This window comes from Gallibacterium anatis DSM 16844 = F 149, assembly GCF_000379785.1.
Classification (GTDB): Bacteria; Pseudomonadota; Gammaproteobacteria; order Enterobacterales; family Pasteurellaceae; genus Gallibacterium; species Gallibacterium anatis.
This window is the reverse complement of the sequence record NZ_KB903759.1, coordinates 1-14,742: the sequence shown is the minus strand read 5'-3', so window position 1 is coordinate 14,742 and position 14,742 is coordinate 1. Positions and strand designations below refer to the sequence as shown.

At 40.6% G+C, this 14,742-nt stretch carries 15 protein-coding genes; 8 read left to right on the top strand and 7 right to left on the bottom strand.

Annotation, left to right across the window (positions count from 1 at the left end; translation table 11 throughout):
- Positions 1-26 precede the first annotated feature (26 nt).
- The 5 genes from A3EO_RS0112175 to A3EO_RS0112155 form a co-directional block, all read right to left on the bottom strand.
- Positions 27-521 (bottom strand): C40 family peptidase, encoded by a 495-nt coding sequence (locus A3EO_RS0112175; RefSeq protein WP_013747047.1) that lies wholly within the window; start codon positions 519-521, stop codon positions 27-29.
- Positions 522-589: 68 nt separating this feature from the next.
- Positions 590-886, bottom strand: a complete 297-nt coding sequence (locus A3EO_RS0112170; protein WP_018347353.1) for an integration host factor subunit alpha — start codon at positions 884-886, stop codon at positions 590-592.
- 3 nt (positions 887-889) lie between these two features.
- Complete coding sequence (pheT, locus tag A3EO_RS0112165) at positions 890-3,277, bottom strand: phenylalanine--tRNA ligase subunit beta (protein WP_018347352.1); 2,388 nt, start codon at positions 3,275-3,277, stop codon at positions 890-892.
- Positions 3,278-3,300: 23 nt separating this feature from the next.
- Complete coding sequence (gene pheS / locus A3EO_RS0112160) at positions 3,301-4,284, bottom strand: phenylalanine--tRNA ligase subunit alpha (protein WP_013747044.1); 984 nt, start codon at positions 4,282-4,284, stop codon at positions 3,301-3,303.
- Between the two features lie 234 nt (positions 4,285-4,518).
- Positions 4,519-5,217 carry a TIGR01621 family pseudouridine synthase gene (locus A3EO_RS0112155; RefSeq protein WP_018347351.1) on the bottom strand — a complete coding sequence of 233 codons (699 nt, stop codon included), beginning with the start codon at positions 5,215-5,217 and terminating at the stop codon, positions 4,519-4,521.
- A gap of 200 nt (positions 5,218-5,417) precedes the next feature.
- On the opposite strand from A3EO_RS0112155, the gene cdd reads away from it, so the two are divergent.
- The 3 genes from cdd (at position 5,418) to A3EO_RS0112140 (ending at position 8,159) form a co-directional block, all read left to right on the top strand.
- Entirely contained in the window at positions 5,418-6,335 is a 918-nt protein-coding gene (gene cdd / locus A3EO_RS0112150) for a cytidine deaminase (RefSeq protein WP_018347350.1), read from the top strand.
- Positions 6,336-6,468: 133 nt separating this feature from the next.
- Positions 6,469-7,473, top strand: a complete 1,005-nt coding sequence (gene fbp, locus A3EO_RS0112145) for a class 1 fructose-bisphosphatase (protein WP_018347349.1) — start codon at positions 6,469-6,471, stop codon at positions 7,471-7,473.
- A gap of 248 nt (positions 7,474-7,721) precedes the next feature.
- A complete protein-coding gene (locus A3EO_RS0112140) occupies positions 7,722-8,159 on the top strand; it encodes a GNAT family N-acetyltransferase (RefSeq protein ID WP_018347348.1) in 438 nt (145 codons plus the stop codon).
- Positions 8,160-8,248: 89 nt separating this feature from the next.
- Here the strand turns inward: A3EO_RS0112140 and ruvB are convergent, their stop codons facing one another.
- On the bottom strand, positions 8,249-9,247 hold the full coding sequence (gene ruvB / locus A3EO_RS0112135; RefSeq protein WP_018347347.1) for a Holliday junction branch migration DNA helicase RuvB: 999 nt from the start codon (positions 9,245-9,247) through the stop codon (positions 8,249-8,251).
- A gap of 22 nt (positions 9,248-9,269) precedes the next feature.
- Positions 9,270-9,878 (bottom strand): Holliday junction branch migration protein RuvA, encoded by a 609-nt coding sequence (gene ruvA, locus A3EO_RS0112130; protein WP_018347346.1) that lies wholly within the window; start codon positions 9,876-9,878, stop codon positions 9,270-9,272.
- 219 nt (positions 9,879-10,097) lie between these two features.
- On the opposite strand from ruvA, the gene A3EO_RS0112125 reads away from it, so the two are divergent.
- The 5 genes from A3EO_RS0112125 to A3EO_RS0112105 all read left to right on the top strand — a co-directional run bounded on the left by A3EO_RS0112125 (position 10,098) and on the right by A3EO_RS0112105 (position 14,477).
- On the top strand, positions 10,098-10,985 hold the full coding sequence (locus A3EO_RS0112125) for a DMT family transporter (RefSeq protein WP_018347345.1): 888 nt from the start codon (positions 10,098-10,100) through the stop codon (positions 10,983-10,985).
- A 57-nt stretch (positions 10,986-11,042) separates the two neighbouring features.
- Positions 11,043-11,585 carry a methylated-DNA--[protein]-cysteine S-methyltransferase gene (locus A3EO_RS0112120; protein WP_018347344.1) on the top strand — a complete coding sequence of 181 codons (543 nt, stop codon included), beginning with the start codon at positions 11,043-11,045 and terminating at the stop codon, positions 11,583-11,585.
- Positions 11,586-11,595: 10 nt separating this feature from the next.
- The gene (locus A3EO_RS0112115; protein ID WP_018347343.1) at positions 11,596-12,438 is read left to right on the top strand and encodes a 23S rRNA (adenine(2030)-N(6))-methyltransferase RlmJ; all 843 of its coding nucleotides are present in this window, start codon (positions 11,596-11,598) and stop codon (positions 12,436-12,438) included.
- Between the two features lie 106 nt (positions 12,439-12,544).
- Positions 12,545-13,894 (top strand): glutathione-disulfide reductase, encoded by a 1,350-nt coding sequence (gorA, locus tag A3EO_RS0112110; RefSeq protein ID WP_018347342.1) that lies wholly within the window; start codon positions 12,545-12,547, stop codon positions 13,892-13,894.
- Positions 13,895-14,156: 262 nt separating this feature from the next.
- Entirely contained in the window at positions 14,157-14,477 is a 321-nt protein-coding gene (locus A3EO_RS0112105) for a hypothetical protein (protein ID WP_018347341.1), read from the top strand.
- The last annotated feature ends 265 nt before the right edge of the window (positions 14,478-14,742 follow it).

The following is a 14,742-nucleotide window of genomic DNA, read 5'->3' as shown; positions in this document are numbered from 1 at the left end:
TTATTATGCCTATTTTGAGAAATCAACTACAAACGGCGAACTTGCCAAAACGCTTTATTCCAATAGGGATTATTCAGTGAGGAATAGATAACACCACCTTTGGTAGAAGCGTGTAAAAATTGGTTATTTTTGACATAAATACCAACGTGGTAACCATTAGGACCTCTGCCGGTTTTAAAGAAAACCAAATCACCGGTCTGGATTTCATCTAAGCCGACCTCAATGCCGACTTTAGATTGTGCCGTAGTGGTGCGTGGTAATTGAATCGCAAAACGATCTGAAAACGTTCTCATCACAAAGCCGGAACAATCAACCCCACTTTTCGTATTGCCACCTATCCGATAAGGAGTGCGATACCATTCGTGCTGCTGCTCACTGAGCTGTGCCATCGTATAAATCGGATCAGGCATCCGACTGTTATATGAATGACGATGTGATGAACAAGCTGCCAATCCTAAGACTAAACCAATAATTAAACTTGTTTTAACAGAAGATGTTAGTTTTATTTTTAACACGGACATTCTCCATTCTTACAAGAAACAGATAAAATAAAGAGTACCCCTGTTCAAGGAATACTCTTTTTATTCAATTAATCTTTCGGTTTAGATTTCTCAACGCGTGCCCGCAATTTTTGCCCTGCTTTGAACACTACAACACGACGCGCAGTAATCGGCACATACTCACCTGTCTTAGGATTACGACCCGGACGTGATGTTTTATCACGCAATTCAAAGTTTCCAAAACCGGATAACTTCACCTCTTCACCAGACTCAAGCGCCTGACGAATTTCTTCAAAAAATGATTCAACCAACTCTTTTGCATCATTTTTATTTAGATTGAATTTCTCAATCAAATTTTCAGCAAGTTCTACTTTTGTTAGTGTCATAAATTAATCTCTCAAATAAGCGTTTAATTTCTCTTTCAATGCAGATAACACGGTATCTACCACTGCTGAAATTTCTTCATCACTTAGCGTTTTTTCATTATCTTGTAAAATCAAGCTAATCGCTAAACTCTTCATTCCTTCGGCAATCCCTGCACCTTGATAAACATCAAATAAATTAATTTGTGTTAATTGTGCACCGGCAGCCTCACGACAAACCGTCAACACCTCGTCGGCAGTCACATTCTCTGCCACAATAATCGCCAAATCGCGGCGGTTAGCAGGGAAACGGGAAATTTCTTTGGCTTGAATAACATCTTTATGTGAAATCTTATCCCATAAAACTTCAAACACGACAACTTTTCCGTTTAAATCCAATTTTTGTGCTACACGAGGATGGATTGTACCGATAAAACCGATCTCCTCATCACCCAACATAATGGCAGCTGATTGCCCCGGATGCAAGGCTGGATACGATTTTGCAACAAATTTAATATTTTTTCCAGCGTTGGAGAGATCAAAAATACTTTCTAAATCACCTTTCAAATCAAAGAAGTCGACAGCTTCCGACTTAATTGCCCAATGCTCATTATGACGATTACCTGAAATTACCCCACCAATCACAAATTCTTGACGCACCCCAATCGGATGATCGGCATCAACAACAAAACGCAAACCGCTTTCAAATAGACGAATTCGAGATTGTTGACGATTTTGGTTATATGCCACTGCACCAAGCAATCCGCTCAATAAGGAAACGCGCATTGCTGACATCTCAACAGAGATCGGATTTGGCAAAATCAACGCTTCTTGCTCAGGGTGCAATAAACGCTGCACTTTCGGATCAACAAAACTATAAGTGACCGCTTCTTGATAATCGTGTTCAACAAATGCTGTTTTAATACGGCTTAATGAAATATCGGATTCCTTATGTTCACGCATCATCAAATGCGCCAACGGTGCATTATTCGGAATGGTGTTATAACCGTAAATACGCGCCACCTCTTCGATTAAATCCTCTTCGATTTCAATATCGAAACGCCAGCTGGTCGGCACTACCGTCCAAACATCATTTGCATAGGAAACTTGGAAGCCTAAGCGCTGTAAAATATCGGTAACGGTTTCAGTTTCAATGTGATGACCTAACAAATTATCCAATTTTTCACGACGCAATGTTACCGGATTTAATTTCGGTAAAGCGTTTTCATCCGCAACTTCACAAATCTCTCCGGCTTCACCGCCACAAATTTCGATTAATAATGCAGTGGCACGTTCCATCGCATAGCGCTGTAATTCAAAATCCACACCACGTTCAAAACGGTGCGAAGCGTCTGTATGCAAGCCATACTGTCTAGCACGTCCGGTGATTGCCAACGGTGCAAAAAAGGCGGATTCTAAAATCACATTTTGTGTATTTTCATTCACACCGCTTGCTTCTCCACCAAAAATGCCTGCCATTGCCAATGGACCATTTTGATCAGCGATTAATAACGTATTCTCTTTTAACTCTGCGGTTGAGCCGTCCAACAATACTAATTTTTCGCCGGTTTTAGCCATTCTGACTTGAATAGGTTGAGCAACTTTATCCGCATCAAATGCGTGCATCGGTTGACCTAACTCCAACAAAATATAATTGGTGACATCAACCACCGGATCGATAGAACGGATACCACAACGGCGCAATTTTTCTTGCATCCAGATCGGGGTTGCCGCTTTCACATTGACATTTCTTACCATACGCAATAAATAACGTGGGCAAGCTTCAGGCGCTTTTAATTCAATCGCCACTTTGTCGCTGATAGTGTATTTAACCGGTGTAAACTGCAATTCGTTCATTGCTGCTTTATTCACCACTGCCACTTCTCGAGCAATGCCTCGGATACTTAAACAGTCCGCACGGTTCGGTGTTAAGCTGATCTCAATCGCTTTATCATTTAAGTTAAGATATTCACGCAAATCCATACCGATCGGTGCATCTTCCGGTAATTCGATAATACCGCTGCCGTCAGTTGAAATGGCTAACTCGGCATAAGAACATAACATTCCTTCCGAAGGTTGCCCGCGCAGCTTGGCTTTCTTGATTTTAAAATCACCCGGTAACACTGCACCAACTTTCGCACAAGCCACTTTCAATCCTTTACGACAATTTGGTGCGCCACAGACGATATCTAATAACTCACCGCTACCGACATCCACTTTAGTTACGCGTAGTTTATCGGCATCCGGATGTTGTGAGCATTCCACCACTTCACCAACCACAACATGACTAAATTCACCGGCAACCGCCTCAACACCGTCAACTTCCAAACCTGACATTGTGATTTGATCACATAACTGTTCGGTGCTAATCGCAGGATTAACCCATTCTCTCAACCACGATTCATTGAATTTCATTTTGTCAAATATCTCCCTGCAAATTAGTTAAACTGTTTTAAGAAACGTAGATCATTTTCAAAGAAAGCGCGCAGATCAGTCACGTTGTAACGCAACATTGTTAAACGCTCTACCCCCATACCAACCGCAAAACCGGAATATTCATTCGGATCAATACCGACATTGCGTAACACATTTGGGTGTACCATTCCGCAACCTAACACTTCCAACCATTTTCCATTTTTTCTCATCACATCCACTTCCGCAGAAGGTTCGGTGAATGGGAAATAAGAAGGACGGAAACGCACTTGCAAATCTTCTTCAAAGAAATTACGCAAGAAATCGTGCAACAAACCTTTTAATTCAGTGAAATTTGCCTTTTTATCAACAAACAATAACTCAATTTGATGGAACATCGGCGTATGTGTTTGGTCATAATCGTTACGATAAACACGACCCGGCGCAATAATACGAATCGGCGGACGCTGTTTTTCCATTGTTCTAATCTGCACGCCTGAAGTTTGCGTACGCAATAAACGCTCCGCATCAAACCAGAAAGTGTCGTGGTCGGCACGTGCCGGATGGTGTGCCGGAATATTTAAAGCATCGAAATTATAGTGATCGGTTTCAATTTCCGGCCCTGTTTCCACCGCAAAGCCAAGTTCAGAGAAGAATTTCACCACACGTTCAATGGTTAATGTCACCGGATGAAGCCCGCCGTTTTCTAATTTACGTCCCGGCAAAGTAACATCAATCCTTTCTTTTGCCAGTTTGGCATTCAATTCCGCCTCTTCCAATTCAGCTTTTTTCGCATTCAATGCAGATTGTGCTGTCTGTTTCGCTTCGTTAATCTTCGCTCCCATTGCCGGACGCTCTTCGGCGGAGAGATCACGCAGCCCCTGCATTAATAATGTGTAAGGCCCTTTTTTCCCGAAATACTCAACACGAATGGCTTCCAACGCTTTTCCGTCCTGAGCTGCTGCAATCGCCGCTAAGGCTTGCTCTGTAATCTGTTCTAGGTTTTGCATACCTTTCCTCTATGATTTAGATAACTCAATAATCGTCAAAATTTGTCATAAAAAAAGCCTCCATACTGAGGAGGCTTGTCAGTTTAATTGCCAAGATTTTAGTTAAACCAATCGCCTCTTAGATACTAAGAGCAAAAAAATCGAAAACTAAAAAATAATGTGGTCATAATTAAACTGAAATGAAATTGTTAAAAGTGGAGTAATGATAATACTAACCGCTTAAAAAATCACGTTTTATTGTTGTATTTCTGTAATTTCTTGTTGTAATACCACCGCAATTTGCGCTTTTACGCACTCCCGCTCAAAATAAACACCTTGCGGTAACAGCGAATAGCAAAACCGCTCTCCGGCAAATGAAAACGCCAATATGGCTGCGTGTAAATAGCAACGATCTGCCGGTGATTTATCACCATACAAAGGATCACCCAAAATCGGGCTGCCCAAACTTTTCATTGCGACTCTCAACTGATGAGTTTTTCCAGTTTGCGGTTTTAAGACAAACAAACGCAATCCGCTTTCACAACTGATTGAATAAAAACGAGTAATTGCCGGATTACTGCAGCTTGGCGACAATTTCCACATTGCTCGCCGGCTCCGTATCATATCGCCTTTAATCAAACCCTGTTTTTTCTTCGGTTTTCCTGTTGCCAATGCCAAATAAGTTTTTTGTACCTGATGTGCGGCAAACTGTGCCGATAATTCCGCTGCCGCTTGTCGATTCAAGGCGCACAATAATAAGCCAGAAGTGCTTTTATTCAAGCGATGAACCAACCAAACCTGCTCCACACCACGCTGTTCGGCAAGCTGTGTCGTTAACCCCTGTTCATTATCATCTTTATGTACACTGACACCACAAGGTTTATTGATTACCACAAAATTTTCTGTTTGAGCCACAATCTGAAAAGGCATTAACACCACTTCTCCAATAACCATAAAAGTTCGCCAGTATAAGCGATTTCAAAAATAATGGTATGAGCGCATAAAAATATTCACGATTTTTCCAAGAAAAACCGGCTCAAAAACAGTATTTATCACAAATAATTTTACCTACATCACAAAAATGAAGGTTATTTAAACCGGATAGCATAATTTGTTCTATCATAACGCCATAGGTCAGAAATAAGAGGGATATTATGATGGCAACAACTAATCCAAAAATTAAAGCAATTCAGATGCAGCTCGCGCAGTGGGATGATCAAATTCTCGCTAACGACATTTATCAAGCCCTTTCTCAACAACATTTTGTTGGAAAATTATCGCCACAAGTCGTCAGTGATCTTTGCAAAAATTTCAAATTGAGCGTAAATCACTTGGCTTTGCAATTACTACCTATCGCTGCTTGTTATTCCGTTACGCCTGTTTCCAATTTTAACGTTGGTGCTGTGGCACACGGTATCAGCGGTGCGCTTTATTTCGGTGCAAATCAAGAATTTTGCGATAGCAGTATGCAGCAGACCATCCACGCCGAACAAAGTGCGATTTCGCACGCTTGGATGAATAATGAAGCCACCATTACCGCTATCACCGTAAATTACACACCTTGTGGGCATTGCCGCCAATTTATGAACGAATTAAACAGTGCGGAACAGTTTTATATTCATTTACCGCACGCCCAAAATAACCGTTTACACCAATATTTACCCGATGCTTTCGGTCCGAAAGATCTTGATATCAAAACTTGTCTGTTTGATCCACATAACAACAAATTAACCATTGACAGTTTTGAACCGTTGGCTCAACAGGCATTACTGGCAGCGAACCGTTCTCACGCACCTTATAGTCAGGCTTATTGTGGTGTCGCACTGTTATTAAAAGATGACACCATTTTAACCGGTCGCTATGCCGAAAATGCCGCATTTAATCCAAGTTTGCCGGCATTACAAGTGGCAATAAATCTGGTGAGATTATCCGGTTATCACGATCAGGATATTACCGCAGCGGTGATGGTTGAATTGCCTACCAAAATGCAACAACGCTCAATGGCAGAGCAACTATTGCAGGCAATTAACCCGAAAATTAAATTTCAATATTTCGTTGCGAAAATAAACTAATCGAATCGAAAGGTAAAATAAATTTGTGATCCGTTTCGCATTTTTTTATTTTAGTTTAAAAAATTTTTATAACATTTATTAGAAAATGTTATCTTTAATAGTATAACTTCTCATCCTAAAAGTAAGGTTTATTATGAAAACTCTAGGTCAATTTATTGTAGAAAAACAAGCCGAATACCCTAATGCCAAAGGTGAACTTAGCGGTATTCTCTCCTCTATTCGTTTAGTGGCTAAAATTATCCACCGTGATATTAACAAAGCCGGTTTAACGAATGATATTATCGGAAACTCCGGTATTCAAAACGTACAAGGCGAAGCACAAATGAAATTGGACGCATTCGCCCACGAAAAAATGAAAGCGGCGCTTATTTCTCGTGACGAAGTTGCCGGTTTCGGTTCGGAAGAAGAAGAAAACATCGTTGCTTTCGATACAGAACGTGCACGCAATGCAAAATATATTATCTTAACCGATCCTTTGGACGGCTCATCCAATATCGATGTAAACGTTGCCGTTGGTACCATCTTCTCTATCTATCGCCGTATTTCGCCAATCGGTCAACCGGTTACTTTGGAAGATTTCTTGCAACCGGGTAATCGCCAAGTTGCCGCCGGTTATATCGTTTACGGTTCATCCACAATGTTGGTTTACACCACCGGTAACGGCGTAAACGGTTTTACTTACGATCCTTCGCTCGGTCTATTTATTCTTTCCCACGAAAATATCAAAATTCCACAAGATGGTACTTGCTACTCCATTAACGAAGGGCATTATTTGAAATTCCCAATGGGCGTGAAAAAATATATTAAATATTGCCAAGAAGAAGATGAAGCAAGCAATCGTCCTTATACTTCACGTTATATTGGCTCATTGGTTTCCGATTTCCACCGTAATATGTTGAAGGGTGGTATTTATATTTACCCAACCACCACGCGTTATCCGAACGGTAAACTTCGTCTATTGTATGAAGGCAACCCAATGGCGTTCCTTGCTGAACAGGCCGGCGGTATGGCGACTGACGGTTATCGTCGTATTCTTGATATTCAACCAACTGCATTACACGAGCGTACACCACTCTTTATCGGTTCAAAAAATATGGTGGAAAAAGCCGGTCAATTTATGAAAGACTTTAAAGAATAACTCCTATCAAAAAAACAAAAAATCCTCGCTATTTCAACAGAATAGCGAGGATTTTTATTGCAACAACATAAAATATTCTTACGTATTTTAGTCAATTGGTTAAAACTGATTTTTTCCTGCTCTCCGCAAAATAATTGTTCTCGACAAAATAATTGTGATTTCAACATTATCCTGTAAAATCTCTCGCCCACGATAATCCACCGAATAAAAACAATTAAATCATCTAACTTATTGAAATAGAGAAAAAAATGAACATTATTCAAGTAGAAAACAGAACAACATTACCGCTGGAAAAGTTATTAGACCTATGGCAAGCCAGTGTCGAAGCCACTCATCATTTCTTATCTGCTGAAGAGATCGCCGCCATCCGTCCTTATGTACCGGAAGCCTTTAAAGGCGTGGAACATCTGTTCTTGGCAGAAGAAGACGGCGAAATTATCGGTTTTATGGGCATCAACGGCACAAAATTGGAAATGCTCTTCATTGCTCCCGAACAACGTGACAAAGGCATCGGCAAAACCTTGTTACAACACGCTGTTGTTAAATTTGGCGTGAACAGCTTAACCGTTAATGAACAAAATCCACAAGCGGTAGGCTTTTATCAGTATATGGGCTTTCAAACTGTAGAACGCCACGAATTGGACGAACAGGGAAATCCGTATCCGATTTTGATTATGAAAAAGTAGAACTCCGAAAATAAAAGCATAGTAGACAACAATATTGGTTTTTCCTTCATTTTGTTTACTATGCCTTTTGTCTACTTTCCTTTTCTAATTTATTTACTCACCCCAAAATGCTGATACGTATGCAGTGTGGCTATTCTTCCTCGTGGAGTACGTTGTAAGAAGCCTTGTTGAATTAAATAAGGTTCCAAAACATCTTCTATTGTTTCTTTCTCTTCGCCAATCGCTGCAGCTAAATTATCCAAACCAACTGGACCACCGTCAAAACGCTCAATAATCGCCATTAACAATTTACGATCCATAAAGTCAAAGCCTTCTGAATCAATATCTAACATCGTTAATGCCAATTTAGCAATCTCTACCGAAATAAAACCGTCATTTTTTACATCGGCATAATCTCGCACACGACGCAATAATCGATTCACGATTCGAGGTGTACCGCGTGAACGGCGTGCAATTTCGTGTGCCGCTTGCTCATCAATCTGAAGATTGAGGCAATTTGCGCTACGCACCACAATGGAGGTTAAATCTTCAATCGAATAAAATTCCAAGCGTTGCACAATGCCAAAACGATCTCGCAATGGCGAAGTCAATGATCCGGCACGCGTCGTTGCTCCAACCAACGTAAACGGCGGCAAATCCAATTTAATCGACCGTGCTGCCGGCCCCTCGCCAATCATAATATCCAGCTGATAATCTTCCATTGCCGGATACAACACCTCCTCGATTGCCGGTGATAAACGATGAATCTCATCAATAAACAGCACGTCGTAAGGCTCTAAATTGGTCAACATTGCTGCTAAATCGCCTGCTTTTTCCAACACCGGACCGGAAGTAGTGCGAATATTCACCCCCATTTCATTGGCAACAATATTGGCTAATGTGGTTTTGCCCAAACCGGGAGGACCAAAAATCAACAGATGATCAAGTGCATCATTACGCATTTTCGCCGCTTTGATAAAAATATCCATCTGTTCCCGAACGTGCGGCTGCCCAACATAATCCTGCAACAATTTTGGACGGATTGCACGGTCGATATACTCTTCTTCCTCTTTTGCCGTAGGGCTGATAATACGGTCTGCTTCAATCATATCTCTTTGCTTCTATGTATTGTTATAAGGCATTCTTCAAGGCTTCACGAATCAACTGTTCGCTATCCCATTCCGGTTTTGCCACACGTTTCACCATTTTTTCTGCTTCTACCGGTTTATAACCCAACGCAACCAACGCAGAAATGGCATCCTCTATTGAGGAAGCTTTGTCTGTTTCAATGCCGCTTTGCGTTGCGGTCTGTTCAATAAAGAAATCATCGTGCTGATACGCTTTAAACTTACCTTTCAGTTCAACAATCAAACGCTCGGCGGTTTTCTTTCCCACTCCGGGGATCTTCACCAACTTCGACAACTCTTCGCGCTCTATCGCATAAGAAAATTCGCTTACCGACATCGCTGACAAAATAGCCAACGCTAATTTAGGGCCGACACCATTGGTTTTGATTAATTCTCTAAATAACGTGCGATCCTGCTTATGATAGAAACCGAATAGCAGATGTGCATCTTCTCGCACCACTAAATGCGTATAAATGGCGGCTTCCATATTAACTTCCGGCAAATGATAAAAACTGGTCATTGGTAATAAAACTTCATAACCTATACCGTTCACCTCTAATAAGATTTCTGGTGGTGATTTTTCCAATAGAATACCGCGTAAATGCCCAATCATAATTACCTCATTTTGTCTTCATAGCACAAGTGCGCCTTGCCCTATAAAAATGTGTTCGTTAGCATACCTTTAAACTGTATAAATATCCAGTTAATTAGTATTTTTTCCTGATTTATTATGCCATTATCCGCGACTGACTTGAAAAAAGTTTTACACGCCTTTCCTGAATGCTCATAATAGAGACATTCTCCTTCATTGTTCCTATAAGAAGAAAAATTTATGGCAAAAATAGATGGTATCGGCGAAATTATCCTGTTTTTTGTATCCATTTTGGCAGCTTTGGGATGGTTTTTCTCAAAATATGCTTTAGTCGGCTTTCCGCCTGTCGGTTTTATCGGATTGCGTTTTTTCTCCGCTGCCTTGTTATTCTTGCCGTTTGCCTATCCACAATTTAAACGTTTAACTCGAACCGAAGTGATGCGTGCCAGTGCCACCGGGCTGTTATTTGCTGCTTTTATGGCGACTTGGATTATTGCTATCACTTATAGTAATAATCTTGGTGAGGGTGCGTTTCTGATGAGTATTTCAATGTTAATCGCACCGCTGATTTCCTGGTTGGTGTTTCGTAATAAACCGCTGCGTTCATTCTGGATCGCCTTGCCGATTGCCCTTTCCGGCGTGTATTTACTGGCGATTTCCAAAGGTGAACTGCATTTTTCTGCCGACAGTCTATTCTATTTACTTGCCTCGCTATTCTCAGCAAGTTATTTTGTTTTACACAATCAATATTCAAAATCGATTCCGGCTTTAGCTTTAACTACATTGCAACTTTCTGTCGTTGGTGTGCTTTGCCTTAGTTACTCATTAATAGTTGAACCGTGGAAAAGTGAAGTGCCGACTTCAGCAATTATGTGGCTAACCATTAGCGTGCTAATCGGTACTAATTTCCGCTATATGTTGCAAACAATCGGGCAACGTTACTGCAATATTGCTAACGCTTCTATTATTATGTTGCTTGAGCCGGTGTGGACAATGATAATGAGCGTTTGGTGGCTTGATGAACAATTAACGGCATTAAAATTGGCTGGTAGCGTATTAATCCTCGCCGCCTTATTAATTTATCGAATTAAAAATTTAATCGCGTTTATTCGCCGTAAAAATTATTAACTTTTCTATTTCAACTGCTTCCAATACAATAGCGGGCTTTTAAAAAGGATTAATCAAATGGCAGATCATATTTATTGGCTGACAATGTCTTCTCCGATTGGCAATTTACAGCTCTTCGCCCAACAGCAGCATTTAATCAGTGTATTATTTGAGCGAGAACAGGAACAGGCGCAACAAAATTGGCGTTATGATGATCAACATCCGGTGTTGCAACAGACAAAAAATGCCTTAATACAATATTTCGCCGGGCAAAGAACCACATTTTCTGATCTGCCATTACATTTGATCGGTACAGAATTTCAACGTGCAGTGTGGTCTGCACTATTAAAAATCCCTTTTGGACAAACCGCCAGTTATGCCGATATTGCCCATCAAATCGGCAAACCGAAAGCGGTGCGTGCGGTTGGTGGTGCAGTCGGTAGAAATCCGATCAGCATTATTGTGCCTTGCCATCGTATTCTCGGCAAACAGCAGCAGCTCACCGGTTTTGGTGGCGGATTGCCGGCAAAACGCTACTTGTTGCAACACGAAAACATCGCTTTTGTCGATAAAGGCATTGAATTTGTCAATCCGAAACATTGGCATCAATTAGAAAAATAAGAGGAAATTTATGTTAAGTTATCGCCACAGTTTTCACGCCGGTAATTTTGCCGATGTGCTGAAACATATTGTGCAACTTTTAATCATTGAGTCATTACAGCAAAAAGAGAAAGGTTTTCTTTATTTAGACACGCACGCCGGCGCCGGCCTTTATTCATTACAAAGTTTTGAAGCAGAAAAAACAGCGGAATTTGAGCAAGGCGTCGGTTATTTATGGCAACGCCAAGATCTTCCCGAAACGGTGAAATATTATCTGGATCAAATTGCGAAAGTAAATTCCCAACAAAAACTCCGTTTTTATCCCGGTTCCCCGCTATTGGCGGCAAATTTATTGCGCCCACAAGACAGAGCCATTTTAACGGAATTACATCCGAGCGATTATCCGTTATTACGCAAAAATATGCAGCTTTATAAAAATGTACAGGTTAAACGCGATGACGGTTTTCAGCAGTTGAAGGCAGTCTTGCCGCCCAAAGAACGGCGTGGATTTATTCTGATCGATCCGCCATATGAATTAAAAGAGGATTATCAGCTTGTAGTGGATGCCATTGTTGAGGGCTATAAACGTTTTGCTACCGGCACATACGCCATTTGGTATCCGGTGGTTTTACGTCAACAAATTAAGAAAATGGTACGCGCTTTAGAAGAGACTCAGATCCGTAAAATCCTACAAATTGAATTGGGTATTCGCCCTGATACCGCACAACGAGGAATGACGGCAAGCGGAATGATTGTGATTAATCCGCCTTGGAAATTAGAAGCACAAATGAAAGCCATTTTGCCGTATTTAACCAATGTTTTAGCACTGGAAGGCACCGGGCATTGGGATCTTCATTGGATTACGCCGGAATAAATATCGCTATTACCAATTAAACCAATTTATGTTAACAGTTGGCGTATTTTATTTAATTTCGTCAAAATAGATGCCATAACAGTTTAAATTTAATGGGAGAACCAAAATGAGAGAATATGATTATATTGCGATTGGCGGTGGCAGCGGCGGTATCGCTTCGATTAACCGTGCTGCCAGCTATGGTCAAAAATGTGCCATTATTGAAGCCAAATATCTTGGCGGTACTTGTGTAAACGTGGGTTGTGTGCCGAAAAAAGTGATGTGGTACGGTGCGCAAATTGCAGAAGCCATTAACCTTTATGCGCCGGATTATGGTTTTGATGTTACCGTTAACCAATTTGATTTTGCAAAATTACGTGAAAGCCGTGAAGCCTATATTGATCGTATTCATCAATCCTATGAGCGAGTTCTCGGCAATAACAAAGTTGATGTCATTCGCGGTTTTGCGAAATTTGTTGACGCACACACTGTTGAAGTCAACGGCGAATTAATCAAAGCGAAACATATCTTGATCGCAACCGGCGGTCGTCCAAGTCATCCAAACATTGAAGGTGCTGAATACGGCATTGATTCCGATGGTGTATTTGCATTGAAAGCATTGCCAAAACGTGTTGCTGTAGTCGGTGCCGGTTACATTGCAGTGGAATTGTCAGGCGTTTTACATAGTTTGGGCGTTGAAACGCATCTATTTGTGCGCAAACACGCGCCGTTGCGTAATTTTGATCCGTTAATTGTTGAAACTTTAGTAGAAACCATCAATAACGAAGGCCCAACCTTACATACTCAAGCTATTCCACAAAAAGCAGTGAAAAATAGTGATGGCACGCTAACACTCTTTTTGGAAGATGGACGTTCACAAACAGTAGATTGTCTTGTTTGGGCGATTGGTCGTGTGCCGATGACCGATCAGCTCAATTTAGAAGCTGCTGGTGTGAAAACCAACAGCAAAGGCTTTATTGAAGTTGATAAATATCAGAATACCAATGTGCAAGGGATTTATGCAGTGGGAGATAATACCGGTGCGGTCGAATTAACGCCTGTTGCCGTAGCAGCCGGTCGCCGTTTATCTGAACGTTTGTTCAATAATAAACCGACTGAACATTTAGATTATAACTTAATCCCAACTGTGGTTTTCAGTCACCCACCAATCGGCACGGTAGGATTGACCGAGCCACAAGCCATTGAACTATATGGCGCAGAAAATGTGAAAGTGTACAAATCAACCTTTACTTCTATGTATACCGCTGTAACGCAACACCGCCAACCTTGCCGAATGAAATTAGTTTGCATCGGCTCAGAAGAAAAAATTGTTGGTTTGCACGGTATTGGTTTTGGCGTAGATGAAATGATTCAAGGTTTTGCTGTTGCTATTAAAATGGGGGCAACTAAAAAAGATTTTGATAATACAGTGGCAATTCACCCGACCGGTTCGGAAGAATTTGTAACAATGCGTTAATTTTTATATTCCTGTAGAAACAAACTGTTCAAGTGTGAAAACGCTTGAGCAGTTTTTTTATGTGCAAGATTCTAAAAATAACCACAAAAATAAGCATTTACATTATTTTCAGGGGGGGGGGTAGAATGCTGTCTGTAAGGTTCAACATTGAAAACCAATGATGAAAATTACACCTCACACTGACGGTACACACCGGTAAAATTGTGCATTTTATTTTTTATCAACCTTTCATTTCAAACTGATCACGACATAAGGAGCAATTGTGAAAAAGAAACTCATTACTGCTTTAACTGCTATTGGCTTATCTGCGATGTTAACCGCTTGTGGTGATAAAGATATTTCAGGAAATTATATAAATATAGCTAATAGTAACGATATACTGACTGTAACAAAATCACAAAAAAATGATAAATTGTATTTTATTGAAAGCAAAGGAAAATCTAGCCCATATATTAATTTGGGAGTACAAAAAGAAGGAAATAATCTTCTTTTAAATAGCGATCTTCAAAAAGTTGGTAATATCAATGATGATTTAATCATTATCAAATATCAGAAAATAGATGAAACATACAAAAAGAAATAACGTATCAATGCAAAATCATAAACATCTTGTAAAAAACTAACATACACAAACCAACAAAAAACCGGTGTTTCCACCGGTTTCAGACTGCTGACAAACCCATCTTTCCAAAATCATTTGATAAAAGTGGGTTTGTTTTTTTACTTTGTCGCTTTTCTCTTGCTTTTCCTTTCAGATAACGGTGCCAGCGGTCATTTTCGCTGATTGTTTTACCCATGCCTCAAACAAGTAAAATTGACGCCATAAATAAGACAAAATAGCCCATACC